This window comes from Megasphaera sp. UBA4233, from assembly GCF_002395615.1.
Taxonomy (GTDB): domain Bacteria; phylum Bacillota; class Negativicutes; order Veillonellales; family Megasphaeraceae; genus Megasphaera; species Megasphaera hexanoica.
This window is the reverse complement of sequence record NZ_DGXL01000022.1, coordinates 60,847-87,412: the sequence shown is the minus strand read 5'-3', so window position 1 is coordinate 87,412 and position 26,566 is coordinate 60,847. Positions and strand designations below refer to the sequence as shown.

Here is a 26,566-nt window from a genome sequence, read left to right as displayed (position 1 = left end):
TGCATATGCAAATACGAATCAGCACGTATATGCGTATACACAGTTAGTAGTACGGATTGTGAAAATCCGTACGTAGAACCTTGCTTGTGATGTTATTTTACTATCTCAATAACCAAAGAAAGGGACGAAAGTGATTATGAAAAAAAACTATGTAGTAATGGATGGTAACACGGCTGCTGCATATGCTTCCTATGCATTTACAGAAGTTGCTGCTATCTTCCCGATCACACCTTCTTCTGTTATGGCAGAAAAGGTTGACGAATGGGCTGCAAAAGGAAAGAAGAATATCTTCGGTAATACCGTTGATGTTATCCAGATGCAGTCTGAAGCTGGTGCTGCTGGCACATGCCATGGCTCCCTGCAGGCTGGTGCGCTGACCACCACCTATACGGCTGCCCAGGGCCTGCTCCTCATGATTCCCCCCATGTTCAAAATTGGCGGTGAATTCCTGCCGGGCGTATTCCACATTGCAGCCCGTACCATCAGCGCTCATGCACTTTCCATTTTCGGCGATCATTCTGACGTTATGGCATGTCGTACGACTGGCTTCGGCATGATTATGTCTTCCTCCCCGCAGGAAGCTATGGATCTCGGCTGTGTAGCCCATCTGTCTGCTATTGGTGGCCGCTATGCTTTCATGCATGTATTCGACGGATTCCGTACATCCCACGAAATGCAGCGTATCGAAGCCCTTGATTATGATGATCTTGCAAAACTCGTTGATTATAAACAGCTGGCAGCTTTCCGTAAGAACAGCCTGAACCCGGAACATCCGTACACCCGTGGCACGACTGTTAATCCGGATATCTTCTTCCAGACAAAAGAAGGCGCTAACGAAAAAGTCGCAACTATTCCTGATGTCGTTCAGCACTACATGGACGAAATCAACAAATTGACCGGCCGTGATTACAAACTCTTCAACTACTATGGTGCTGAAGATGCAGAAGAATTGATTGTCATCATGTGTTCTGCTGCTGAAACCGTCCGCGATACTGTCGATTACCTCAATGCCCATGGCAAAAAGGTCGGCATGATCCAGGTTCATCTCTATCGTCCGTTCTCTGTTAAACATTTTGTCGATGCTATCCCTGCAACGGTTAAGAAAATCGCTGTTATGGACCGCACCAAAGAATCTGGCAGCGTTGGCGAACCGCTGTATCTCGATGTTCAGACGGCACTTATCCAGTCCGGCCGTACAGATATCACCGTCGTAGGCGGCCGCTATGGTCTGTCCTCCAAAGATACGACACCTGGCCAGATTGCTGCTGTATACAAAAACCTCGAACAGGATACGCCGAAGAACAACTTCACTATCGGTATTGTCGATGACGTTACGTTTACATCACTGCCGACGGAAAAATTCCACATCGATTATCCTGGCCAGATTTCTGCAAAAATCTGGGGTCGTGGCGGCGATGGTACCGTTGGTGCCAACAAGAACGCCATCACTATTATCGGTCTCGATGCTGATAAATACGCACAGGCATACTTTGCCTATGACTCCATGAAGACTGGTGGTCTGACACAGTCCCACCTCCGCTTCGGTGACAAACCGATCCATGCAACATATCTCGTAGGCGCTGCTGACTTCGTCGGCTGTCATGCTCCTACATATGTCAAGAAATACGATACGACAACAGATTTGAAAGATGGCGGCGTATATCTCCTCAACTGCCCGTGGAGTGTCGAAGAACTGGACAAAGAACTTCCGGCTCAGATGAAGAAAGACCTCTATAACAAACATGCCCAGTTCTACATCATTGATGCTACGAAACTGGCTGGCGAAATCGGCCTCGGCGACCGTGTAAACTCCATTCTCCAGGCTGCTTTCTTTAAACTTACGAACGTTATTCCTATCGACGAAGCTGTCGCTGCCATGAAGAGAGGGAATTATAATTCCTACTTCAAGAAGGGCGGTCAGGAAATCGTAGATAAGAACAACAAAGCTGTCGATATGGGCATTTCCGGCCTTACAAAAGTTGAAATCCCGGCTTCCTGGGCTGATGCAGTAGATGCTCCGGAACCGCAGAAAGATATGCCTGACTTCGTCCGCGATCTCGTTATTCCCGTTGACCGTCAGCATGGCGATGAACTCCCTGTTTCTATCTTCAAGAAATACGGTGTATTCGATGGCACATGGCAGAACGGCACGACGGCTTATCTGAAACGTGGCGTTGCTATCAATGTTCCTCACTGGAATGCTGAAGTCTGCGCACAGTGCAACAGCTGCTCCATGGCCTGCCCGCATGCTGCTATCCGTCCGGTCCTCGTAACGGATGCCGAAAAAGCTGATGCTCCGGCTAACTTTGTAACGGTCCAGGCTAAAGGCAAAGGCCTGGAAAACTACAGCTACCGCATGCAGATTTCTCCGTATGACTGCCTCGGCTGCGGCGTTTGCACGACGGTCTGCCCGATGAAAGAAAAAGGCGCTCTTACGATGGTTCCGATGCAGGACGAAATCGATCAGCAGGATAACTTCAATGAATATGCAATGAAAGAAAAATATCTTAAGAAAGATGTTATCAGCGATGCAAACGTCAAAGCTGCCCAGTTTGCCAAACCGTACTTCGAATTCTCCCCGGCCTGCGCTGGCTGTGCTGAAACGACGTACATCAAGATGGTTACACAGCTCTTCGGTTCCCGCATGTACATTGCCAATGCTTCCGGCTGCTCCTCTGCTTATGGCGGATCTCTGCCGATGACTCCGTACTGCAAGGACGAACGCGGCTTCGGGCCCTGCTGGGAACAGTCCTTGTTCGAAGACAATGCTGAATTTGCATATGGCTACTTCCACGCTCAGGACGCCATTCAGAAGGAAATCATTATCCGCCTGAACAGCCTCAAAGAACAGGGCGTATGCGTAGCGGAAATCGATGCATACCTTGCCAACTACAAAGATGGCAAGAAATCCCGTGAAGTATCGGATGCTCTTCTCGATGCTCTGGAAAAAGCAGAACAGACGGAAGAAGTTAAATTCGTCCTTCAGAACCGCGAATTCGTTTCCAAGAAGTCCGTATGGGCTATTGGTGGTGACGGCTGGGCTTATGATATCGGCTTCGGCGGCGTAGACCAGGTAATTGCCCAGAACCGTGATGTCAATATCCTCGTCGTAGATACGGAAGTTTACTCCAACACAGGCGGTCAGTCTTCTAAATCTACACAGACTTCTGCTGTAGCTAAATTCGCTGCAGGCGGTAAAGTCATTAAGAAGAAGGACCTCGGTGCCATTGCCATGACCTATGGCTATGTATATGTTGCCCAGGTTGCTATGGGTTACAGCCAGGCTCAGACTCTCCGCGCTATCCGCGAAGCTGAATCGTATGATGGCCCGTCCATCGTCATCTGCTACTGCCCGTGCCTGGAACACGGCATCCGCGCCGGTATGGGTACGACACAGCTGGAAATGAAGAAAGCTGTCGAATGCGGTTACTGGCATCTCTATCGTTTCGATCCGCGTCTGGCTGCACAGGGCAAGAACCCGTTCCAGCTTGATTCTCCGGAACCGGATACGGATAAAGTTATGGATTACCTCAACGGCGAAAACCGTTACAGAAGACTTAAGATCAACTTCCCTGAACGTGCTGATGCACTGTATAAGAAAGAAGTACAGGATCTTAAAGATCGTTACAAATACTATGCCAAGATGGCAGGCAGAGAATAATATTCCTGCTAATAGAAAAAAGGATTCAGGCTGCGGCCTGGATCCTTTTTCTATTAGCGGACACTCTATGATATAATGGTACGTATCAGGAGGTGAGTTCATGATTATCATGACAGTAGTAGACGATCATGGCGGGCTTTGTTTCAATCAGCGCCGTCAGAGCCAGGACCGGAAATTGCGACAGAGGATGCTGGAAATTGCCGGTACAAAAGGCATCTGGATGGATGCGTATTCTGCGTCCATGTTCACAGAAGCGGCGGACCGGATCCACGTTGACGACGATTTTTTGAATCAGGCTGGCCAGGGCGATTTCTGCTTTGTTGAAGATAAGGCAGTCCTTCCCTATGCAGATCGTATCGAAAAAATCATTCTTTTCCGCTGGAACAGGGCCTATCCGTCTGACATGTATTTTGATATTACCCTGGAAAGTCCCTGGAGGTTGCAGGAAAGTCATGACTTTTCGGGATTTTCCCATGATACTATTACAGAAGAGGTATATGCAAAATGAGACATCTGACCAAGATACTGATGGTGCTGCTGCTTGCCTTTTGCCTTATTCTTACGGCTTGCGGACAGTCACAGAAGACATCGTCGCATGAAAAGAAGGTACAGAATCAGACTGTACAAGTTAAGGGAAATAAGGAAGAATCGTTTGATCTTTCTAACATTCCGGCATTTTCAGGGAAGCCGTATGTTGTCATCCATAATAATGTTCCTGATTTTCCTGACAAAGACAAGACGAAGAAATCTTTTGAAAGGTACAGTGAGCTTGATTCACTGGGACGTTGCGGTCCGGCCTATGCCAATATAGGAAAAGATCTTATGCCTACCAAAAAAAGGGGTGCCATAGGCAGTGTCAAACCAAGCGGATGGCATCTGGCCAAGTATGATAATGTCGATGGGAAATATCTGTACAACCGCTGTCACCTTATTGGATATCAGTTGACAGCAGAAAATGCCAATCCTAAAAATCTGATCACAGGTACGCGGTATCTCAACGTCGAAGGTATGCTTCCTTTTGAAAATATGGTAGCCGATTACATTAAAGAAACGAATCATCACGTTTTGTACCGGGTAACTCCCATTTTTTCCGGCAATGATCTCGTTGCCCGCGGGGTACAGATGGAGGCATGGTCGGTAGAAGACAAGGGGGCTGGCATCAAGTTCAATGTCTTTGTCTATAATAACCAGCCAGGGATTACCATCGATTATAAAACTGGCAATAGTAAGAAACAATGAAATGCGGAGCTGTCACACCAGGATATCCCTGATGGGGCAGCTCTTTATTATGAAATCATATTTGTCTGTTTTGTTGTATGCGGCCAGACAGGGTATACGTAAGGCAACATAGATGATTGATATATTAGTATGCTAAGATACTGATTTTTTCTGGACAAACATCATAAATATACTATAATAGCTAATGTGATTTCATCAATTTTCCGGGAGGACGAGACTCGTATGGCCTTTACAGCATCGATAGAAAGTATTATTCCTATATTACTCATTATTCTGACGGGATATGTGCTGGAGAAGAAACAGTATTTGTCCGATTCCTTTGGCAATGATATTTCAAAAATCATCATGAATATTGCATTGCCGGCTGCTGTTTTCGTATCTATGATGAAATACATGTCCCTCAGTATGGTGCGCCAATTGTCAGAAGGGTTTACACTGGTCGCTGTCGGAGTGATCGCCTGGTATGTCCTGGGCTGGATCTGGGCCCGCATGACGCATGTTCCGGCTGGCCGTCATGGCAGTTTTGTTGCGGCTGTAGCGAATACGAATACTTTATTTATCGGCTGGCCTCTCAATATGGCCTTATTCGGTGAAGAAGCCATGCCGTATTTTCTGGCATATTTTCTGTTTTGCAATACGTCCTGCTGGACAATTGGGGCATTTCTCGTGGCAGACGATCCATCCGATGCGGCGGGCACAGAAAGACGGCATTTTAATCTGAAAAAGCTTTGTCCGCCGCCTCTTACCAGTTGTCTGATTGCCTTTCTCTTTTTGCTGGCAGATATATCCGTTCCGGCCCCGGTGATGACGGCAGCTGGTTATATCGGCAGCCTAGTTACCCCCTTATCCCTGTTGTACATTGGACTGGCCCTGGCTAAGGCCGGGGTGGGCAATATTTCCTTTGACAGAGATACCATTGCCGGGTTTACAGGCCGTCTGATTCTGGCACCGGCCGTCATGGCGGTCGTGCTTATCGCTGGCCAGGACCTGTTAGGCCCTATGCCGGCATTGGAATTTGATACCTACATCGTCCAGTCTTCCCTGCCTATCATGGCGGTACTGCCGATTCTTGCCAATGAAGCCCATGGTGACGTACGGTACGCGACAGGCATTGTGACGGCCAGTACGGTATTGTTTGCAGCAGTCATACCGGTCATCGTGTATGCACTGGGCGTGTAAGACAAAACAAGAGAGGAGCCTCTCGTGAAAACTGTGATTTTCATTAGAGGCTCCTCTCTTGTTTTTAACTTTTTATCAGAACATTTCAAGCTTCATCGGGTAACGTTTCCGGCTTCTTTAGAATTGCAGCTGCAATCAGGCCGACGACGAATCCGGTGAGGGCAAAGATGATCCAGCCGAGACCGATAGCCTGGAAGGGAACATAGGTGTTCATCAACTCAGATAGCGATCCAAGGGGAACACCGGCTGTTTCTAATCCGCTGATAAGGGCGGAGAAACAAGTGAACCCTATGGTAGAAATGTAGACGATGCGGTTTCCATTAAACACATTGTGCATGAACGTGAGGAATATCGTTGCCACCGTAAGCGGGTAGAGGAACATCAGGACCGGAATGGCTGTCTTGATAATCGTCAGCAGACCAAATGTGCCAATCAGGAAAGAGACAATGGTAAAGCCCCGCAGATAGGCTGTATAACTGATGCGGTCATAAATTTCATTGAAGAAGGTAGCACACGATGTGAGAAGGCCGATACTGGTGGATAAGCAGGCTAAGAGGACGATGACCGCCAAGAGGATTGCACCGGCATTGCCAAAAAGTATCAGGGCACTGTTGGCAAGGACGGGAGCACCGGTTTCCAGGATTCCCAGTGCCTGCACACTCGTTGCACCGAGGTCAGCAATGAATACATAGACGAATCCCAGGCAGGCTGCTGCCAGAAGACCGGCTTTAAAAACATCCCGTGTCACCTTCTGCGGTGTATCAGCGCCGTTTTCTTTGACGAATTTAATGACTAAAATAGCGAATACGAAGGAGCCCATGGCATCCATAGTGCCGTATCCGTCGATGAAACCCTGAACGGCAGCCATGCTGGCTGTAGCGTAATGAGCAGTTGGAGCCTGAGGGACACCCATCGGGGTGAGATAGGATTTTAAAATCAACATGACGATTGTTACCAGCAGACATGGTGTCAGGATTTTGCCGATGCGATCGACCAGTTTGGACGGGTTGGCAGACAGCCAATAGGAAATAATGAAGAATAGTACCAGGAAGGCTGTCATTTCCATATCAGAACCGCCACTATTCAGGAAAGGCCGTACAGCGATTTCATAGGATACGCTGCCTGTACGGGGAATACAGAACCAGGGACCGATGGTCAGATATACTACGACGGAAAATACGAGACCGTATTTAAGCCCTACGCGGCTTGCCAGCTGGCGCAGGTCTTCACAGCCCGAATATCCCATGGCAAGTACACCGGCCAGCGGAAGTCCTACCCCGCTGATGATGAAGCCCAGAACGGACCACCAGACGTTATAGCCGGCATTTTGTCCCATCGATGACGGGAAAATCAGGTTGCCGGCACCAAAGAATAATGCAAACAACATAAGACCAATAGCAATGACTCTGGAACTTTGATTACTACCCTTACTCATACATCATACCTCCCATCGGATGCGGAGAATAAAGATGCGCTTCCTGTAACTGAAATCCCGTCCAGCTGTACTGATTAAAAATGGTTGCACACAAATATAGGCCCAAACTATACCTGCGCTTTATGAGCTCACATTTTTTAGCAGATGTAAAATAATAACTGGTACATTTCTTATTCTCCGCTACTGTAAATTTTAATAGAACCATAAAATTTACCTTTTATGACCTAAGTATATCATAAAAAAGAAAAAAATCAACGACGTAAAATTAAAAATATTAATAACGAAAATATAAAAAATTAAAATTTGATGAGTAAACCGGCGATTTGTCAATGCTTTGACTGCCTATGATATAATATATATAAGTTCTATTTATAAATTCCATGACGAAACCATATATTCTCATGAAAGGGAGTTTCTGTATATGAAAATAAAAAATGTTGCTATTTCTATTGCCATCAGTGTATTTTGTCTGACCGCCGCACCTGTTTTTACCCATTCAGATGTAGTCTGGGCTGCTAAAGGTGGGATTTCTGTCAAGTCAGCACCTCGTACGGCACCGGCGATGACGAAGCCGGCAAGTAATACGGGAAATACGACAAGGCAGGCTCCTAAATCAGAAACTGGCACTACCAATACCCGACAGCAGGCTAAAACAGCTGGTAACGGAGCAGGCACGGCCGCATCACAGACTTCACGATGGGGGAATACGCTCCGTAACATAGGATTCCTGGCAGGAGGTATGTTCCTGGGGAGTATGCTGGCCGGCCTTTTAGGATGGGGCAGTATGGGAATCTTATCAACTATTCTGGGGCTGTTCATGAATCTTCTCCTGTTCATGGCATTGATTGCAGCCGTGCGCTGGTTATGGCATAAGATTCGCGGGAAAGATCATTCGGCAGATGCCTCGTACCGCCGGGGATATGAAGCAGCGATGCGTGATAAAAATAACAGGTATTCCTATACGATCGATGTGACACCGATAGACGAAACAGAAAACAAAAAGCATGACAAAAAATCATAAGCATTGGTATAAGATGCATTTAGAGAGATAAATATTCGAGATTATACGATTAACTTGCGTTTTGTATGTATTAAAATTCATTCTTATTTTGAATTACAAATGATTACTCATTTACAAATCAAAAGGACAGGCCTATCATATACGTATAGAGATTTGTGAACTCTGTAACATAATTTTCTGCGAGAAAAGAGGAATTTATCATGAGTATCAAAAAAAGAATTGTTGGTGTAGTTGGATTAGGCCACGTTGGCGCTCATGTTGCGTATAATCTGGGAATGATGGGGGTTGCTGATGAAGTCAAGCTATGTGATAAAAACGCTGATAAAGTAGCCAGTGAATGCAATGACCTGATGGATGCTGCGTATTTTATGCCTCACCGCGTCGTATATAAAGTTGTAGATTATGCCGGTTTGGCAGACTGCGATGTCATTGTTAATGCCGTTGGTAAAATTGAATTACTGGCAACGTTGAACCGTGACAGCGAAATGGAAAATTCTGTCAGGGAAGTAGCCAGCTTTGTCGATAAAATCATGGCTGGCGGATTTGACGGCATTTTTGTCAATATTACCAATCCCTGCGATGTCATTACCGACCTGGTACAGAAACTGAGCGGTCTGCCACGCAACCGCGTATTTGGTACAGGGACCGGCCTTGATTCGTCCCGGCTCATCAGTGCCATTTCTCAGCAGACGAATTTGGAACACCATTCGTTCACGGCATTCATGATGGGCGAACATGGCAATGCTCAGATGGTTCCCTGGTCTCTCATTTCTTTCCATGGCAAACCGCTTTCCGAATTGAAAGGCGATCCTCGCTTTGACTTTGATCATGAAGAAATGACGAAACGCGTCATCAACGGTGCCTGGACTACCTTTAAAGGGAAAAAATGCACGGAATATGGTGTAGCTGCTACAGGGGCTACCGTTGTCCGTTCCATTTTGCATGATGAAAAGAAGATTATGCCTGTCAGTGCTTATCTCGACGGCGAATATGGTGAAACAGGTATTTATTGCGGTATTCCTGCTGTCGTCGGTGCCAATGGGGTAGAACAGGTCATGGAATACACGCTGACTGATGATGAAAAAGCAGAATTCAAGCGCTGCTGCGATGCTATCCGTGGCAACATTGCCAAAGCGGAACAGTTCTGGAAGAAATAAACCATTCAATAGATAAAATGGTAATATAATCAGCCGGCTGTCCTGTCTCTTTTATGATGACAGGCAGCCGGCTTTGTTTTACTTGACTTTGAGCGGGCTCCATGTGATATGATAATGATGTTGTAATATAGTTATGGTGTGTATTGTATGACAGGAGGGCAATATGGAAAAAGCAAAAGTATATTTTACAGATTTCCGCTGTAAAGTAGGTACGAATAATCTGATGAAACTGCAGAAACTCTGCCGCCGTGCCGGCATTGGCAACATTGATATGGATGGAAAATTCGTTGCTATCAAGATGCATTTTGGTGAACTGGGGTGTCTGGCATCTATCCGTCCCCAGTATGTCAAGGCTGTAGCAGATCTGGTAAAAGAAATGGGAGGGAAGCCATTTCTTACGGACTGTAATACGCTCTACCCGGGCAGCCGTAAACACGCCCTGGAACATATGGACTGCGCCAATCTCAACGGCTATAATACGGTGACTACGGGCTGTCAGATCATTATCGCGGATGGGCTGCGCGGTACCGATGAAGTAGAAGTCCCTGTAAAAAATGGGCAATACGTACAGAATGCCAAAATCGGTCGGGCCGTCATGGATGCCGATGTCTTTATCAGCCTGGCTCATTTCAAAGGTCACGAATCAACCGGGTTTGGCGGTGCTATAAAAAATATCGGCATGGGCTGTGGCAGCCGGGCAGGAAAAATGGAACAACATTCGTCAGGCAAACCGGAAGTCATCGAGGAAAATTGCCGCAACTGCCATCGCTGTGCTAAAGAATGCGGATCCGACGCCATTACATACGAAAATGACGTAGCTCATATCAATGAAGAACTTTGTAAAGGCTGTGGCCGTTGCATCGGTGCTTGTGCTTTTGACGCTATCCAGACGGTACAATGGGATGCCAATGATAAATTAGACCGCAAAATGGCTGAATATGCCCAGGCCGTCTGCCAGGACCGGCCCTGCTTCCATATCAATCTTGTCATGGATATTTCACCGAACTGCGACTGTCATGCTGAAAACGATGCTCCTATCCTTCCGGACATCGGCATGTTTGCTTCCTTTGATCCGGTAGCACTGGATCAGGCTTGCGTCGATGCCTGCCAGAAACAACAGCCTCTGCCCAACAGCCAGTTGGCGGATAATCTGGCAAAACCAGACTGGCATCATCATCACGACCACTTCCTTGACAGCAATCCCCGTGTCAATTGGGATGAAACGCTGGTACATGCAGAAGAAATCGGTCTCGGCACGCGCCAGTATGAATTAGTTGTCGTAAAATAAAACTATCGTGAAATAATATCGCAAACTTAAAGAGAGGGTTGTCCCTGCATGAGCAGTGCGCTCATTTGGCGGCAACTCTCTTTTTCATACTCCTTATACTGGATAACCATTCTCAAATATGATATTATATATAAGATATGTAAAAGTAATACCATATAGCAGGAGGAGAAACATGTTCAAACATGTACTATTTGATTTAGACGGGACTCTGACTGATTCGAAAGAAGGAATCATCAAGTCTGTAGAATATGCACTGCTGAAGCTTGGGGAATCAACGGAAGGACGGCTGGACCAGCACATTGTCGTCGGCCCGCCGATGATGACGACGTTTACCCAGGTTTATGGCTTTTCCGAAGAAAAAGCGCGGCGTCTGTATGATACATTCCAGGAACGGTACGGTACCAAAGGGCGTTTTGAAAACCATCCGTTCCCGGGAATCCTGGCTCTTCTGGATCAATTAAAGGAAGCGGGCATCAAATCGTATGTTGCTACGTCCAAACCGACTGTACATGCCCGGGCCATATGTGAGAAATTCGGGATCAGCCAGCGGGTGGAACTCGTCGCCGGCAGTACTCTTGGAGGCAACGAAACAAAAGCTGATGTCATCCAGCAGGTTCTCGATACAATCGGACCACAGGCAGAAGGCAAGGCTGTCATGGTAGGCGACAGGAAATATGATGTCATCGGTGCCAGAGAAACGAAGCTGCCTGTCATCCTCGTCGGGTTCGGATATGGAAGCAAGGCAGAACAGGAAGCCTATCCGCCTGATTATTTTGCCCCTGATGTGGAAGCATTAGGCGATATTATTCTTCATACACAGTCGTAAGAGGAGGCTTTTTTATGACATTGAAAGTAAAAGACACGCTGCATGGATTTCACATAGACCGGTCCGTTTATGTTAAAGAACTGGATAGCCAGGCCTATGAAATGACCCACGTCCAATCCGGGGCCCGCGTCCTGTATATCCAGAATGAAGACGACAATAAGGTGTTCTCCATTTCTTTTCGCACGACGCCTTCTGACAGTACAGGTGTACCCCATATTTGTGAACATTCCACATTGTGCGGTTCCCGGAAATTTCCATTGAAAGAACCGTTTGTAGAACTGGTCAAAGGGTCTCTCAATACATTTCTCAATGCGATGACATTTCCTGATAAGACCATGTATCCTGTAGCAAGCCGGAATGCAAAGGATTTCCATAACCTGATGGATGTATATCTGGACGCCGTGTTTTTCCCTAATATGCTGAAAGATGGACAGGTACTGATGCAGGAAGGCTGGCACTATGAAATGGACAGCCCGGAAGCACCTCTGACGTACAGCGGCGTCGTTTACAATGAAATGAAAGGCGTCTTTTCTTCTCCCGATTCACTTATGGAACGCCATGTCATGGAAAACCTGTTTCCCGATACAACGTATGGCGTAGAATCAGGTGGGGATCCTGACGATATTCCCAATTTGACGCAAGAGGCTTTTACGGCTTTCCATAAGGCCTATTATCATCCTTCCAACAGTTATATCTTTCTGTATGGGGATTTGGATGTTGACGGCACACTGGATTTTATCGATTCTGAATATCTCAGTAAATTCCATGCAGCACATATCGATTCAGCCATCAAAAGACAAGCCTGCCCGGGCAGTTGCGTCCGTACCTATCCGTATGGCATCGCTTCAGGAGAAAAAACACAGCAGAAGACACTGCACAGTCTGACCTATGTCATTGACGATGCTTTGGATACGACACTGGCATTGGCTTTTAAGGTGCTGACGTACGTCCTGTTGCAATCGCCGGCGGCGCCCCTGAAAAAAGCTCTCGTCGATGCCGGTGTCGGCCGCGATGTGTCCGGTGATTTCCAGGATGGTATCCTGCAGCCGTTGTGGGGAATTTCCATCAATGGTTCAGACCCGGATAAACAGGCCAAGATTTTACCGGTTGTCCGGCAGTTCCTGACAAAGATGATTCAGGAAGGCGTGGATAAGACCTTATTGACCGGTGCCCTGAACCGCATTGAATTTACTTTGCGGGAAGCCGATTTTGCCGGTCGTCCCAAGGGATTGATTTATGGTATCCGTTGCATGGATACCTGGCTGTACGATAAAGATCCGCTGGCTTCTCTGCAATATGAAGATGCGTTGCAGACTCTCCGCCGGGGGATTGACAGCGGATATTATGAATCTCTTATCAAGAAATATATACTGGATAACCCGTATTATGCTCTTGTTACACTGGTCCCGGAACCCGGTCTGACAGAAAAACATGATCAGGCTGTGGCTGACAGACTGGCAGCGTATAAAAAGACTTTATCTGCTGAAGACATACAGCAGATTGTTGAAGCATCCAAGGCCTTGAAAAAGAGACAGGCTGCACCCGATTCCCCCGAAGCTTTGTTGACTATCCCCACTCTTTCCCGGGATGATCTGGAACATAAAGCGGAAGAAATAGAAATGCAAACGTCTTCTGAAAGTGGGATTACGGTGTGCCATGTACCGGATCATACAAACGGTATCACCTATGTCAATGCGTATTTTGACCTCCATGGTTTTACCCCGGAAGAGATTTCCTATGTATATCTCCTCAGTGATCTTTTAGGAGACATGGATACGAAAGATCATACATATGGAGAACTGGCTTCCCTCATTGATTTGTATACTGGAGGTATCGATTGCGCCGTATCTGCTTTTTCTGATTGTGAAGATAATGGGCAGTACATGCCTGTCTTTAAGGTAACGGCTAAGGCACTCCGTCAGAATATGCCGGAACTGATCCGTCTGATGCGGGAAATTACGACAGAAACACTTTTTACCAATACAGAACGTCTCATTGAACTGGTCGAGGAAACCAAAGCGGGCTGGGATATGGATGCATTCCGCCGGGGGCATACGCTGGTCATGCACCGCGTTCTGTCTTATGTATCACCGGTAGAAGGATTCTGCGATGCCGGCGAATTTTCGTACTATGAATTTATCAGCCGGATTGCTGCCGGAATCAGGACGAAAACGGATGATACAATCATGAAGCTGCAGCATGTCATGAAGAAGGTATTCACCCGGGCGGCTATGACGCTGGAAATAACGAGTGATACAGAAGATTACCAGCAGGTCATAGGACTTTTGCCGGACTGGGCGCAACAATTGCCCCAGGGAGAAAAACGCACAGACCTTTGCCGTCTGGGCGGTCAACGTAAAAACGAAGGCATCATGACCAGTGGCAAGGTTCAGTACGTAGCAAAAGGTGGGAATTTCCGCAGCCATGGCTTTGTGTACACCGGTTCTATGATGGTTCTGGATACGATTTTGCAATATGGATATCTCTGGACGAAGATTCGTGTCCAGGGAGGAGCGTACGGGGCGTTTACCCGTTTTTACGGCAATGGCGACATGGTGTTCTGCTCGTATCGCGACCCCAATCTGGAAAGCAGCGTCAGAGCGTACGATGATCTGGCAGATTATCTGGAACAATTCGACGTTACAGACCGGGAAATGACAAAGTATGTCATTGGTACATTGAGCCGCATTGATATTCCACTGACACCTTCGCTAAGGGGAGATAAGGCGATGAACCGCTATTTCTCCCATATGACACAGGCCCTGGTTCAGCAGCGCCGGGATCAGCTCTTACAGACGACGGCTGCAGATATCCGGGCTCTGGCACCATTAGTGCGGGCGGTCATGAATGATAATTGCCTTTGCGTGATGGGGGGAGAAGGTAAAATAAAGGATGCAGCTGCTTTGTTTGACAACCTCATTTCCTTGCCGGATTAGGATGTGAATAGTATGCGGGGACGTTTTGCACCCAGCCCGACGGGCTATATCCATTTGGGAAATGTATGGACTGCCTTTCTTGCCTGGCTGCAGGTACGGCAACAGAATGGAACTCTGGTACTGCGCATAGAAGATATCGATGAACAGCGGTCTAAGCCTGTATATGTAAAGGCACTGCTGGAAGATCTGGCCTGGCTGGGGTTGGACTGGGATGAAGGGCCTGGAAAAGGCGGCTCTTACGGATCATATATCCAGCAGGAACGGTATCCGCTATATGAAAAAGCCATGCAGGAGCTGCAGGAAAAACATCTGTTGTACCCCTGTTATTGCAGCCGTGCCAGATTGCAGGCCATAGGAGCGCCCCATGAAGGGGAGCATCTTGTATATGATGGGCATTGTTATGGCATGACGGAAGAACAGCGCCGTCATATGGACCGGAAGCCATCCTGGCGCGTCCACGTCCCGGACGTTTCTGTCTCGTTTACGGATGGCTGCTATGGGGCTTTTTCGGATTATCTGCCCCGTGTTTGTGGTGATTTCGTTGTCCGGCGTGCCGATGGCCTGTATGCATATCAATTGGCCGTTGCCGTCGATGACGGGGCTATGGGCATTACCCATGTGCTGCGCGGCCGGGATTTGTTATCTTCGACAGCCCAGCAGATATGGCTCATGAAGGTGCTGGAGTATAGGGCACCTTCGTATACCCATGTTCCGATGCTGGTTGATACGTCTGGTAACCGTCTTTCTAAGAGACAGAAAGGCATAACAGTCCGCAGCCTTCGTGAACGCGGTGTCATGGCTGATGCCATTTTATCTGCACTGGCCCTGGCCGGCAGACTGGTTACGGAAAGGCGTCTGTATCATAAAGAGGAATTAGTCCGCCGGTGCGATTTTCAAAAGATGACGACGCAGGACATTGTTCTGGAAGATACCTGGCTGGATGAACTGCTACACGGATAATCAAAATATAATAAGTTTGGCTATGTTGTATCATACATACTGTAGGAAGAAACAAAATACATCTTGTTTTTTTCTGCAGTATTTTTTTATCTTTTTTTTCAGATCTTTATCAGATTAAGCAATATTATTGTCATCGGGTGTGAAAATGTGGTAAAATGTGGTGAAAAGTGATAGATAATACGGAAAGGGGGGGCGACGCTATGTTCATGGGAGAATATTCGCATTCTATTGATACAAAAGGCCGTGTTATTATGCCGGCGAAATTTCGTGAAGAATTGGGAACGCATTGTATAGTAACCCGTGGACTGGAAGGCTGCCTTTCTGTATATACACAGGATGCCTGGAGAAATCTGGCTGATAAGATGAAAAAATTAAGGACCAGTAAAGAAAAGGTCCGGGCATTTAAACGATTTCTCTTTGGCAGTGCGGCCGAAGTTGAATTTGACCGTACAGGCCGTATCCTGATTCCCGGAACGCTGCGGGAATATGCCGGCCTTAAAAAAGAAGTTACAGTCATCGGCACAGGTGACAGCATAGAAATCTGGGACAAACAATCTTATGAAGAATATGCCGCCCGTACCGTGCCGGCGATGGAAGAGATTGCTGAAGATCTGGAAGATCTGGATCTGGACATATAGGAGTACTCATGGAATTTCATCATGTCAGTGTATTACGAAATGAAACAATTAATCATCTCATCGGTGATCCCCATGGTATATATGTAGACTGCACACTGGGAGGGGGAGGTCATTCCCGCGTATTGGCCGAACGGCTGGCCGGTGATGCAACGCTGATTGGACTCGATCAGGATGAGGATGCCATTGCGGCGGCTACAGCCCATATGAAAGGGACGGCCTGCCATTTTATACCGGTGCAGGAAAATTTCCGCAACCTGGGCCAGGTCCTGGACAAGCTGCACATAGATGCCGTGGACGGGGTCATGTTTGACCTGGGCGTGTCGAGTTACCAGCTGGATACGCCGGAACGGGGTTTTTCCTATATGCAGGACGGGCCACTTGATATGCGGATGGACCGGTCTGCCCGGAAAAGCGCTTACGATGTGGTCAATACATATAGTGAAGCTGAGTTATACCGTGTTGTCAAAGACTATGGGGAAGAACGCTGGGCCAGCCGTATTGCTGAATTTATCGTCAGGGAACGGCAGCAGAAGCCCATTAGTCATACGGCTGAACTCGTATCCGTCATCAAGAAAGCTATTCCTGCGGGAGCCCGCAAGGATGGACCGCATCCGGCCAAGCGGACGTTTCAGGCAATCCGGATTGAAGTCAATGATGAACTGGGTATTCTCCATGATGCCGTCGAAACGGCAGCGCAGCGGTTAAAACCGGGCGGACATATCTGTGTTATAACCTTCCATTCTCTGGAAGACCGCATTGTCAAGCAGACGTTGAAACGATTGGCAACGGATTGTATCTGTCCTCCCGATATGCCTGTCTGCACGTGTCACCATCATGCCATTTTAAAGATACAGCGCCATGCCATCACGCCGGGAGAAGATGAACTGGAACAGAATCCCCGGGCCAGAAGTGCTAAATTACGCGTCGGAATTCGTAAGTGATGGATAGGCAGAGGAATTTTCGTTTTTAATATTTGATTGGATGTGTTATAATATGCTGGCCAGAAAAGCTGGATACATTCACTATGAAGCGTCACGTTCTGTGGGGCACCGGACCGGTGCGGATGAAAGAAAATTCGCCAGGCTGCTTGCGCAGACTATATCTGTTTTACTGCTGGTATGCTTTTTCCTGCTGGCATACATTGCGCTTTCTGCCGTTAAAACTAATTTCAGCTATGCACTGATGCAGAAAAAGCTTCATGCCCAGCAGCTGCAGAGAGAAAATGAAGTGCTCCGCGTTGATATTGCCAAATTGGAGACGCCGGAACGAATTTATACGTCGGCGCAGAAACTCGGTATGACGGTTCCGGTGACCGTGCTGTATGGCCAGTCTCATGATAAGACGGGAACAGGTGACAGCAGCCGGTAAAGCGGGTATGAGCAGCCTTAATTTAAGGCTGCTATTGTTGTTTCCTGTTCTGTTAACATATGAATTACCTGTATAGGAGGAAATGAAATGAAATCAGTTAATGAACTCTGCAAACAAATTAAAGGTATATATAATGTGGATGGCAATGCCAATACTATGATTACGGGCATTTCGTCCGATTCCCGGTCAATCGAAAAGGGAGATTTGTTCGTCTGCTTCAGCGGCGTTCATACAGACGGGGCCGTATATGCATCCCAGGCTGTAGAGAAAGGGGCCGTTGCAGTGCTTACGACCAAACATCTGGACCTTCCCGGCAATGCCGTGCAAATCATGGTGCCGGATGTGCATCATGCCGTTGAAGATATAGTTCCTTATTTTTATGATTATCCGGGAAAGAAAATGCGCATGATCGGCGTTACGGGGACAAATGGCAAAACGACGACGAGCCATATTATTTATCATATCCTGAAAGCTGCCGGCCATCGTGTGGGCCTTCTGGGAACCATCCATGCGCTGATTGACGATGAAGAACTTCCTATTCACAATACGACGCCGGATGTTATTGATCTGCAACGCTTCCTGGCGCTTATGTATGACCGTGGCGTTACTCATGTCGTCATGGAAGTGTCGAGCCATGCCCTGGCTTTAAACCGCGTGGCCGGGATTGAATATGATACGGCGGTATTTACGAATCTGACACAAGATCACCTGGATTTCCACAAGACGATGGAAAACTATCTGGCAGCCAAATGCAAATTATTCCAGAACATCAGTCTCGATGAACATGTTAAGGATAATAAGACAGCTATAGTCAACATTGATGACCCTTATGCAGAAGGAATCCTGAAAACCTGCCACTGCAACGTACTGACCTACGGCGTAGAAAAAGCAGCTGATTTAAAAGCAGCTAACTTATCGGTGGAACTGAAACGTTCATCCTTTGATGTTACGGGACCCTTTGTCAATGTCCATCTGAATATGAACATTACAGGCTTGTTCAACGTGTATAATACACTGGCGGCAATCGGAGCTGCCCATGCAGAAGGCGTAGATGAACAGACGATTGATAAAGCTATCCAGTCTTTCCATTCCGTACCAGGCCGTTTTGAACTCGTAGAAGCCGGACAGGATTTTGCTATTGTCGTCGATTATTCTCATACGCCGGACAGTCTGGAAAAAGCATTGACGACAGCCCGTGCCATGAATCCGGTCCGTATACTCTGCGTGTTCGGCTGCGGGGGCGACCGCGATCGTACAAAACGTCCGATTATGGGACGTATTGCTGCAGAACATGCTGATATCCCCATCGTCACTTCCGATAATCCGCGGTCAGAAGACCCGGAAGCCATTGTTCAGGAAGTGGAAGCCGGTGTAAAAGATGGGTTGAAACCCGGCCAGCATCATGAAGTGATCGTCAATCGCCGTGATGCTATTTTCCGTGCCGTAGAATTGGCACAAAGCGGCGATATTGTACTGATTGCTGGTAAGGGGCATGAAGATTATCAGATATTGAAGACCGGTACCATCCATTTTGATGACCGTGAGGTCGCAAGGGATGCCGTGCTGGCTGCAAAGGGGAGATAAAAATGGCTGCGTTCACGTTACAGGAGGTAGAAAAGGCTACTGGCGGCAGACTGCTGTATCCCGTTGTGGACGATTCCGTATTTTCTCAGGTAGAGACAGATACACGGGCTATTACAGAAGGGGCGCTTTTTGTAGCTCTCAAAGGAGAAACATTTGATGGTCACGATTACGTGCTTCAGGCTAAAGAACGTGGGGCTGCCGGTGCCGTAGTAGCTGAAGACCGCCCTGAATATAAACAAGAGGGGTTTGCTGTTGTCATAGTTACGGATACACGCAAAGCATATCAGGACCTGGCGCGTTTTCACCGCCGCCGTTTTTCGATTCCTGTCATCGCCGTTACGGGTTCTGTAGGAAAGACTTCTACACGCAGCATGATTGCAGCCGTGCTGTCGCAGAAATATCGTGTGCTCCAGACAGAAAAAAATTTTAATAATGAAATCGGCCTTCCGAAAACGCTGCTGCAGCTTACGCCGGAACATGAGGCCTGCGTTGTGGAAATGGGCATGCGTGGTCTGGGGCAGATTGCGGAACTGGCGGCTATTGCAGAACCGGATATAGGTGTGGTCACCAATGTCGGCAAGAGTCACATTGAGCTGTTGGGGTCGCAGGATAATATTGCCCGGGCTAAAAGTGAACTCGTCCGGGCATTGTCAGAAGATGGCGTTGCCATACTGAATCAGGATGACTCGTATGTAGCGGCAATGGCCGATTTGTGCCGCGGCAAGGTAGTCGGATACGGTATTGAAAGCAATGCTGCTATCCGGGCCAGCCGCGTTGTCTGCAGTGAGAAGGGGCTGCGGTTTGCCTGTCGGTGCTTTGATCAGGTCATGGATATCCACATGCCGCTCATAGGCAGCCACAATGTCTATAATGCACTGGCTGCTATTGCTGTCGGACGGGTTCTGGGACTAACAGAACATCAGTTACAAAAAGGATTGTCCGAGTACCGCGGTATGCCAATGCGGCAGGAATTGATTCATCTTGGCGAATATACCTTTATCAATGATGCGTATAATGCAAATCCGGCTTCTATGAGTGAAGCGCTGAAATCGCTGGCGTTGCTGACAAAAGGACGGAAAATCGCTGTTCTTGGCGGAATGCTGGAATTAGGGGACTGGACGGTCCGGGAACATGAAAAAATAGGAGCTGAAGCAGCGGAATTAGGGCTGGATGCGCTCATTACCATGGGCAGTCCGGCATCCTATATTGCAGATGCTGCCAGAAAAAATGGGCTCGGCGCTGTATATACGGCACAGGATCATGCCGGAGCGGCGGATTGCCTCAGGCAAATTATCCAGCCGGGAGATACGGTTCTGCTTAAGGGTTCCCGGGGATTTGCCATGGAAAAGATACTGCCATATTTCGAAAGGAAGTAATGTGAATGTTAAATACACTGCTCTTTGGTTTTGCTGTCAGTCTGATCATAGCTCTGGCTCTGGGGCCGCTGGTCATCCGGGAACTGAAGAAATTTCATGCCCGCCAGTCTGAACGGGAAGAAGGGCCAGAGAGTCATAAATACAAGGCTGGCACGCCTACTATGGGCGGTATCCTGATTCTGACAGCGCTTGTCGTGTCCTGCCTTATTTTCAATCCCATGGATCTGCGCAAGGGACTGGCGCTGTTTCTGACACTAGGACATGGAATCATCGGTTTTCTTGATGATTCCATCAAGGCAGTCAAACACCGCAACCTGGGCCTTACGGCTAAACAAAAACTGGCCGGGCAATTCGTTATGGCAGCAGTATTTTGCTTTATTTTGAAGGAATATCTGAACTTTCCGACGACAGTATGGATTCCGTTTACGACATGGAATGTTGATTTGGGCATGTTGTATTACGTATTTGTCTTTGTCATGATTGTCGGTACGAGTAATGCCGTCAATCTGACGGACGGACTCGATGGGCTGGCAGCTGGTTCTTGTGCCATCACGTCGGTTGCCTACGTCGTTATTTCTGTCGCACTGGGATATGTCAACTTTGCCGTATTCAGTGCGGCGCTTACGGGCGCTTGTTTGGGATTCCTCTTTTATAACCAGCATCCGGCTAAAATGTTTATGGGCGATACGGGGTCGCTGGCTTTAGGCGGAGCCCTGGCGGCCATGGCGATTTTGACTAAGACGGAATTATTGCTTATCATTGCAGGCGGCCTGTATGTGATTGAAGCTTTATCGGTCATCATTCAGGTCGTATCATTTAAGACCCGCGGAGTACGGGTGTTCAAAATGAGTCCGATTCATCATCATTTTGAACTTTCGGGCTGGAGTGAAGTCAAAGTAGTTACTGTTTTTTGGAGTTTTTCGGCTATTATGGCCATCCTTTCTATTTTTGTAGTCCTGGCATGCAAATAGGCTGCCATACATACTATATGAAAAAAAGCGGGTGTAGAGCATGAGCATAATGGATTTTTCAGGGAAACATATTTTGGTTATCGGTGCTGGTATCAGCGGCCGGGCTGCTTCAGAAGCACTGGCCAGTCATGGTGCTTCCGTTGTTCTCAATGATTTAAAGACAATCGATACGCATCATGAGCCGTGGCCGGAATTGAAAGCTGATGGGATCCGTCTCGTGTTTGGCCATCAGGAAGCGGCTCTGCTGGATGGGATGGACCTCGTCGTTCCGTCACCGGTCATTTCCCCGGAAATCCCGATTATGAAGGAAGCGGCTGCCCGTCATATTCCCATCTGGAGTGAAGTAGAAGTCGCTTACCGGCTGACAGATGCTGAAATACTGGCTGTTACCGGTACGAATGGCAAAACGACGACGACGACACTTTTGGGAGATATTATGAAAGCGGCAGGCCGTGAAACGGTCATAGGTGGCAACATCGGTTACGGTCTTTCCGAACAGGCGGAAGACCTGCCAAAAGAAGATGTGGTCGTAGCAGAACTCTCCAGTTTTCAACTGGAATTTACACAGACGATGAAAGCGAAGGCTGCGGTCATACTGAATATCACACCCGATCACCTGGACCGGCATCACACTATGGAAGCGTACGCGGCAGCGAAAGAACGGATTTTCCATAATCAGGATAAATCCGATTATGCACTCCTGAATTATGATGATGCGCGCATTAAAGCTATGGAACCAGATATGACCGGGACCGTGTTGTGGTTCTCTACGGAACAGGAAGTTCCGGCAGGTGCCTTTGCAAAAGATGGACGGCTGATTTTACGTACGGATGGAAGTGATACGGAAATCTGCCGAGAAGACGAACTGAAATTATTTGGCAGGCATAATATCCAGAATTGCTTGGCCGCGGCGCTCATGGCGTATGTGGCAGGCGCACCGCTTTCCGTTATTCAGCGTGTACTCCGGACGTTTGGCGGGGTAGAACATCGCATTGAACCTGTACGCACTATCAATGGCGTACCGTATTATAATGATTCCAAAGGTACTAATACGGATGCTTCGATAAAGGCATTGGAAGCTTTTTCAGGCCATCTGATACTCATTGCCGGCGGCCATGATAAGATGACGCCGCTTGATGAGTTCATGAATCTGGCTGCTCAAAAAGTAGATACGATGATTCTTATCGGTGATGCGGCGGACCGTTTTGAAAAAGCCGCAAAAAAGGCGGGCGTAAAAGATATCCGCAAAGTCGGCTACAGCATGGAACGGGCTGTCATGATGGCACGCAAGATTGCAGCACCGCCCCAGACCGTACTTTTGTCACCGGCCTGCTCCAGCTATGACATGTATGATAATTACGAACAGCGCGGACGTATGTTCAAGGGCATAGTAAACGCAATTTAAATAATGAATTCAGAGACAGGGAGGAAATAGAACATGCGCCGAGTGATTATTTCTGGTGGTGGCACTGGGGGGCATATTTATCCGGCCATTACCATTGCCCGGGCCATTGCCGATATTGAACCGACGGAATTTTTGTACGTAGGATCTAAAATCGGATTGGAAAACACCTTGATTCCCAATGAAGGCATTCCCTTTGTTACGATTGATGTACGGGGGCTGGAACGGAAGATTTCATTCCGTAATCTGGTGACATTGGGAAAGACCGCAGGCAGTCTGATCAAGGCAGAACATATTATTCATAAGTTTAAACCGGATGTTGTGATTGGCACGGGGGGCTTCGTTTGCGGCCCCGTTCTCCTGGCAGCCAGTCTGAGCGGGATTCCAACATTGGTACAGGAACAAAATGTCATTCCCGGTGTCACAAATACGATATTAAGCCGGTTTGTCAAATGTGTCGCTTTGGGATATGAAGAAGCGGCAGAGCGCTTTAAGCGGAAAGACATCCTGGTGTATACGGGGAATCCCGTACGCAAGGATATACTGACTGGTACGAAAGATCATGGACGGGCTTTACTGGGACTGGATCCGGACAAATTCACTCTACTGGTAGCAGGGGGAAGCCGGGGTGCCCGTTCTATCAATAATGCAATGATTGAAGTGCACCGGTATTTCCGGGACAGCAAGGATATCCAGATCCTTCATGTCACCGGCGACCACGAATACGACCGCGTCGTAGGACAATTGGAAGGTATTGATGGCAAAGGGCGGTATGGAGAAGGAAGCCACATCATTCCCTATCTCCATCACATGCCAGAAGCACTGGCTGCAGCTGATCTGGCTGTGTATCGGGCCGGTGCTGTGGGATTAGCGGAATTAACTGTGCGCGGACTTCCGGCTATACTGATTCCGTATCCCTATGCTGCCGAAGACCATCAGCGCTACAACGCACAGGCTCTGGTCATGTGCGGTGCTGCAAAAATGATCCTTGATAAGATGTTGACCGGTCGTGAACTGTTGGAAGAAATCGTTCATTTGAAAAATGATCCGGAAGCACTGAAGCGCATGGCTCAGGCGAGCAAATCCAAGGGCCGTCCCCAGGCTGCACATGATATTGCAGAACTGGCGCTTTCTATTGCCAAAGGCCCGAAATACCGTTCCCGCATACAGAAGGATGTGACTGATCATGATTAACTTAAATACTGTACAGCGCGTTCACTTCATTGGTATTGCCGGTGCGGGAATGCGTGCGATAGCAAACATTTTCATTGAAAAAGGTTTTACCGTCTCCGGATCCGACCTGCGTGTTTCCCCGACGACAGACCGGTTTGAAAAAATGGGTGCCCGGATCTGCATTGGCCAGCGGCCGGAAAATTTGCAGGATGCCCAGGTAGTCGTGATTTCATCTGCCATCAGGGAAAATAATCCGGAATTACAGGAAGCCCGCCGCCGCGACATACCGGTAATCCATCGTTCCGATGCCCTGGTGCATATTATGTCCTGGGGAAAGAGCATTGCCGTCGCAGGTGCCCATGGCAAGACGACAACCTCTTCCATGCTCGGACAGGTTTTTTATGAAAGCGGTACGGATCCGACACTGGTTATCGGCGGTGAAGTGGATTATCTGCATTGTAATTCTATTCTCGGAAAGGGAGACTATGTCATTGCTGAAGCTGATGAAAGTGATGGATCGTTCCTGAAAGAACATCCCTATATTGCTGTCATTACTAATATAGATGCGGATCACATGGATCATTATGGATCACTGGAAAATATCATCAAGGCATTTGGACAGTTTATCGGACAAATACATCCGGAAGGATTTGCTGTTCTCTGTTTTGAAAATGACAAGATACGATCCTTGGCAAATACCCTGAACAGACGGTATCTTTCGTATGGAATAGAAACACCGGCTGATTACAACGCCCGTAATATCCGGTATATTAATGGCCGGCTCCATTATGAAGTATGGCATGACGGTAAAGAACTAGGAACCATCAATCTCAATGTCCCTGGCCGTCACAATGTGCTGAATTCGCTGGCGACTACAGCCGTTGCTCTTCGCTGCGGTATTCCTTTTGATAAGATCGCCCATGCTCTTTCTCATTTCCATGGAGCTAAACGGCGGTTCCAGACGAAAGGCGTTGTCGATGATGTTTGGGTAGTCGATGATTACGCCCATCATCCTACGGAAATCAATGCTACACTTACGGCTGCCCGCGATATGGGGACTCATCGCGTGGTGTGCCTGTTTCAGCCGCACCGGTATACACGGACCCAGCTTTTGCTCAACAAGTTTGGAGGAGCTTTTACCGGTGCTGATAAATTGATCGTCACCGATGTCTATAGTGCTGGCGAAGATCCGATCCCCGGAGTCACGGGCAGGCTGATTGCCGATAAGGTCCGGGAAACGACAGGGCAGGATGTGACTTATATTGCCGATAAGAACGAGCTTGTCCCGTATCTGCTTAAGAATGCACGGCCAAAAGATCTGGTCATTACTATGGGGGCCGGTGATATTTATACCATAGGGGAACGATATATTGAAGAAGCCAGGAGGGGGAAGTAATCATGGACACACTGCAGGATAAGAATATTGCCGTTATTGTAGGCGGACCTTCAACGGAAGCGGAAGTATCGCGCCGTACAGGAGCTGCCATTGCCGGAGCACTGCAGGAAAAGGGGTATCATGCGGAACTTCTGGAACTGGTGCCGGATAAGCTTGCCAGTCAGCTGCAGGATAAGAATATAGATATTGTTTTTAATGCGCTTCATGGACATTACGGAGAAGATGGTGTATTGCAGGGATTATGTGAAATGATGGGAATTCCCTATACCGGTCCGGGCGTCATGGCCAGTGCCGTCGGTATGAATAAGGTCATGAGCAAGTGCGCGTTTCAGGGAGCGGGAATTGCAACAGCACCCTTTGCCTATTATTTCAATACGCAGGACGAAGATGCTATCGCTGCTGATATTATCAAACGGTTTTCTCTGCCTGTAGTCATAAAATCGGCAGGGCAGGGGTCCAGTATTGGTACGGTAATCGTTCATTCAGAAGACGAAATACGAAGCGCATTGAACGAAGCGTTTAAGTACAGCAATTCTATTGTGGCTGAAGCATTCATCGACGGGGATGAGTTTACTGTTGCTGTCATGGATGATATGGCCTTTCCCGTCATTCAAATTGTTTCCAGTACAGGAAAATATGACTATTATTCCAAGTATGCTCCCGGCGTAGCAAAACATCTCTGTCCGGCACCTATTTCGCCGGAACTGACAAAAAAGATGCAGAATCTGGCTTTGGACGTATTTCATCTTTGCCATTGCAGCGGTATTTCCCGCGTCGATATCATGACGGACAAAGAGGGAAATCCCTTTGTACTGGAAATCAACACGGTTCCGGGCATGACGGCGACCAGTCTGGTCCCCGATGCGGCCCGTGCAGCAGGCATAGAATTTCCCGATTTATGTGAACGCATTCTAAAGGAAGCATCTGTCGGAAAATTTTAGATTAGGTAGAGTTTT

21 protein-coding genes are annotated in these 26,566 nt (G+C 47.8%); 20 read left to right on the top strand and 1 reads right to left on the bottom strand.

From position 1 onward, the window contains the following. Positions 1-136 precede the first annotated feature (136 nt). From nifJ to B2U90_RS07725, 4 genes are all read left to right on the top strand, one after another. Positions 137-3,661 (top strand): pyruvate:ferredoxin (flavodoxin) oxidoreductase, encoded by a 3,525-nt coding sequence (gene nifJ, locus B2U90_RS07740; RefSeq protein ID WP_059076979.1) that lies wholly within the window; start codon positions 137-139, stop codon positions 3,659-3,661. Between the two features lie 100 nt (positions 3,662-3,761). Then, positions 3,762-4,169, top strand: a complete 408-nt coding sequence (locus B2U90_RS07735; protein ID WP_059076895.1) for a hypothetical protein — start codon at positions 3,762-3,764, stop codon at positions 4,167-4,169. Then, positions 4,166-4,900 (top strand): DNA/RNA non-specific endonuclease, encoded by a 735-nt coding sequence (locus B2U90_RS07730; RefSeq protein ID WP_113855014.1) that lies wholly within the window; start codon positions 4,166-4,168, stop codon positions 4,898-4,900. The genes B2U90_RS07735 and B2U90_RS07730 overlap by 4 nt, the downstream gene beginning before the upstream one ends. A 222-nt stretch (positions 4,901-5,122) precedes the next feature. Continuing rightward, complete coding sequence (locus B2U90_RS07725; RefSeq protein ID WP_059076897.1) at positions 5,123-6,079, top strand: AEC family transporter; 957 nt, start codon at positions 5,123-5,125, stop codon at positions 6,077-6,079. Positions 6,080-6,164: 85 nt separating this feature from the next. Here B2U90_RS07725 and brnQ read toward each other — a convergent pair whose 3' ends face one another. Then, positions 6,165-7,514 (bottom strand): branched-chain amino acid transport system II carrier protein, encoded by a 1,350-nt coding sequence (gene brnQ, locus B2U90_RS07720; protein WP_059076898.1) that lies wholly within the window; start codon positions 7,512-7,514, stop codon positions 6,165-6,167. A 421-nt stretch (positions 7,515-7,935) separates the two neighbouring features. Between brnQ and B2U90_RS07715 the strand changes: the two genes are divergently transcribed. The 16 genes from B2U90_RS07715 to B2U90_RS07640 all read left to right on the top strand — a co-directional run bounded on the left by B2U90_RS07715 (position 7,936) and on the right by B2U90_RS07640 (position 26,551). Next, on the top strand, positions 7,936-8,535 hold the full coding sequence (locus B2U90_RS07715) for a hypothetical protein (protein ID WP_292017522.1): 600 nt from the start codon (positions 7,936-7,938) through the stop codon (positions 8,533-8,535). A 200-nt stretch (positions 8,536-8,735) separates the two neighbouring features. Beyond that, positions 8,736-9,692: a lactate/malate family dehydrogenase gene (locus B2U90_RS07710; RefSeq protein ID WP_059076901.1), complete on the top strand. Its 957-nt coding sequence runs from the start codon at positions 8,736-8,738 to the stop codon at positions 9,690-9,692. A 163-nt stretch (positions 9,693-9,855) separates the two neighbouring features. Beyond that, entirely contained in the window at positions 9,856-10,980 is a 1,125-nt protein-coding gene (locus tag B2U90_RS07705) for a DUF362 domain-containing protein (protein WP_059076902.1), read from the top strand. A gap of 172 nt (positions 10,981-11,152) precedes the next feature. Next, entirely contained in the window at positions 11,153-11,806 is a 654-nt protein-coding gene (locus B2U90_RS07700; RefSeq protein ID WP_059076903.1) for an HAD hydrolase-like protein, read from the top strand. A gap of 14 nt (positions 11,807-11,820) precedes the next feature. Further along, a complete protein-coding gene (locus tag B2U90_RS07695; RefSeq protein ID WP_292017521.1) occupies positions 11,821-14,742 on the top strand; it encodes an insulinase family protein in 2,922 nt (973 codons plus the stop codon). A 12-nt stretch (positions 14,743-14,754) separates the two neighbouring features. Continuing rightward, on the top strand, positions 14,755-15,702 hold the full coding sequence (gluQRS, locus tag B2U90_RS07690) for a tRNA glutamyl-Q(34) synthetase GluQRS (protein WP_059076905.1): 948 nt from the start codon (positions 14,755-14,757) through the stop codon (positions 15,700-15,702). A 200-nt stretch (positions 15,703-15,902) separates the two neighbouring features. After that, entirely contained in the window at positions 15,903-16,340 is a 438-nt protein-coding gene (gene mraZ, locus B2U90_RS07685; protein WP_075582095.1) for a division/cell wall cluster transcriptional repressor MraZ, read from the top strand. 8 nt (positions 16,341-16,348) lie between these two features. Then, entirely contained in the window at positions 16,349-17,281 is a 933-nt protein-coding gene (rsmH, locus tag B2U90_RS07680; protein ID WP_075582096.1) for a 16S rRNA (cytosine(1402)-N(4))-methyltransferase RsmH, read from the top strand. Between the two features lie 52 nt (positions 17,282-17,333). Continuing rightward, positions 17,334-17,708 carry a hypothetical protein gene (locus B2U90_RS07675; RefSeq protein ID WP_059076908.1) on the top strand — a complete coding sequence of 125 codons (375 nt, stop codon included), beginning with the start codon at positions 17,334-17,336 and terminating at the stop codon, positions 17,706-17,708. An 87-nt stretch (positions 17,709-17,795) separates the two neighbouring features. Beyond that, positions 17,796-19,292 (top strand): UDP-N-acetylmuramoyl-L-alanyl-D-glutamate--2,6-diaminopimelate ligase, encoded by a 1,497-nt coding sequence (locus B2U90_RS07670; protein WP_059076909.1) that lies wholly within the window; start codon positions 17,796-17,798, stop codon positions 19,290-19,292. 2 nt (positions 19,293-19,294) lie between these two features. After that, positions 19,295-20,668, top strand: coding sequence for a UDP-N-acetylmuramoyl-tripeptide--D-alanyl-D-alanine ligase (locus B2U90_RS07665; RefSeq protein WP_059076910.1), 1,374 nt, complete (start codon positions 19,295-19,297; stop codon positions 20,666-20,668). Between the two features lie 5 nt (positions 20,669-20,673). After that, the gene (mraY, locus tag B2U90_RS07660; protein WP_059076911.1) at positions 20,674-21,639 is read left to right on the top strand and encodes a phospho-N-acetylmuramoyl-pentapeptide-transferase; all 966 of its coding nucleotides are present in this window, start codon (positions 20,674-20,676) and stop codon (positions 21,637-21,639) included. A 40-nt stretch (positions 21,640-21,679) separates the two neighbouring features. Beyond that, on the top strand, positions 21,680-23,044 hold the full coding sequence (gene murD, locus B2U90_RS07655) for a UDP-N-acetylmuramoyl-L-alanine--D-glutamate ligase (protein WP_113855008.1): 1,365 nt from the start codon (positions 21,680-21,682) through the stop codon (positions 23,042-23,044). 33 nt (positions 23,045-23,077) lie between these two features. Next, positions 23,078-24,235 (top strand): undecaprenyldiphospho-muramoylpentapeptide beta-N-acetylglucosaminyltransferase, encoded by a 1,158-nt coding sequence (murG, locus tag B2U90_RS07650; protein ID WP_059076913.1) that lies wholly within the window; start codon positions 23,078-23,080, stop codon positions 24,233-24,235. Beyond that, on the top strand, positions 24,228-25,610 hold the full coding sequence (gene murC, locus B2U90_RS07645) for a UDP-N-acetylmuramate--L-alanine ligase (protein ID WP_059076914.1): 1,383 nt from the start codon (positions 24,228-24,230) through the stop codon (positions 25,608-25,610). The genes murG and murC overlap by 8 nt, the downstream gene beginning before the upstream one ends. 2 nt (positions 25,611-25,612) lie before the next feature. Then, on the top strand, positions 25,613-26,551 hold the full coding sequence (locus tag B2U90_RS07640; protein ID WP_059076915.1) for a D-alanine--D-alanine ligase family protein: 939 nt from the start codon (positions 25,613-25,615) through the stop codon (positions 26,549-26,551). The last annotated feature ends 15 nt before the right edge of the window (positions 26,552-26,566 follow it).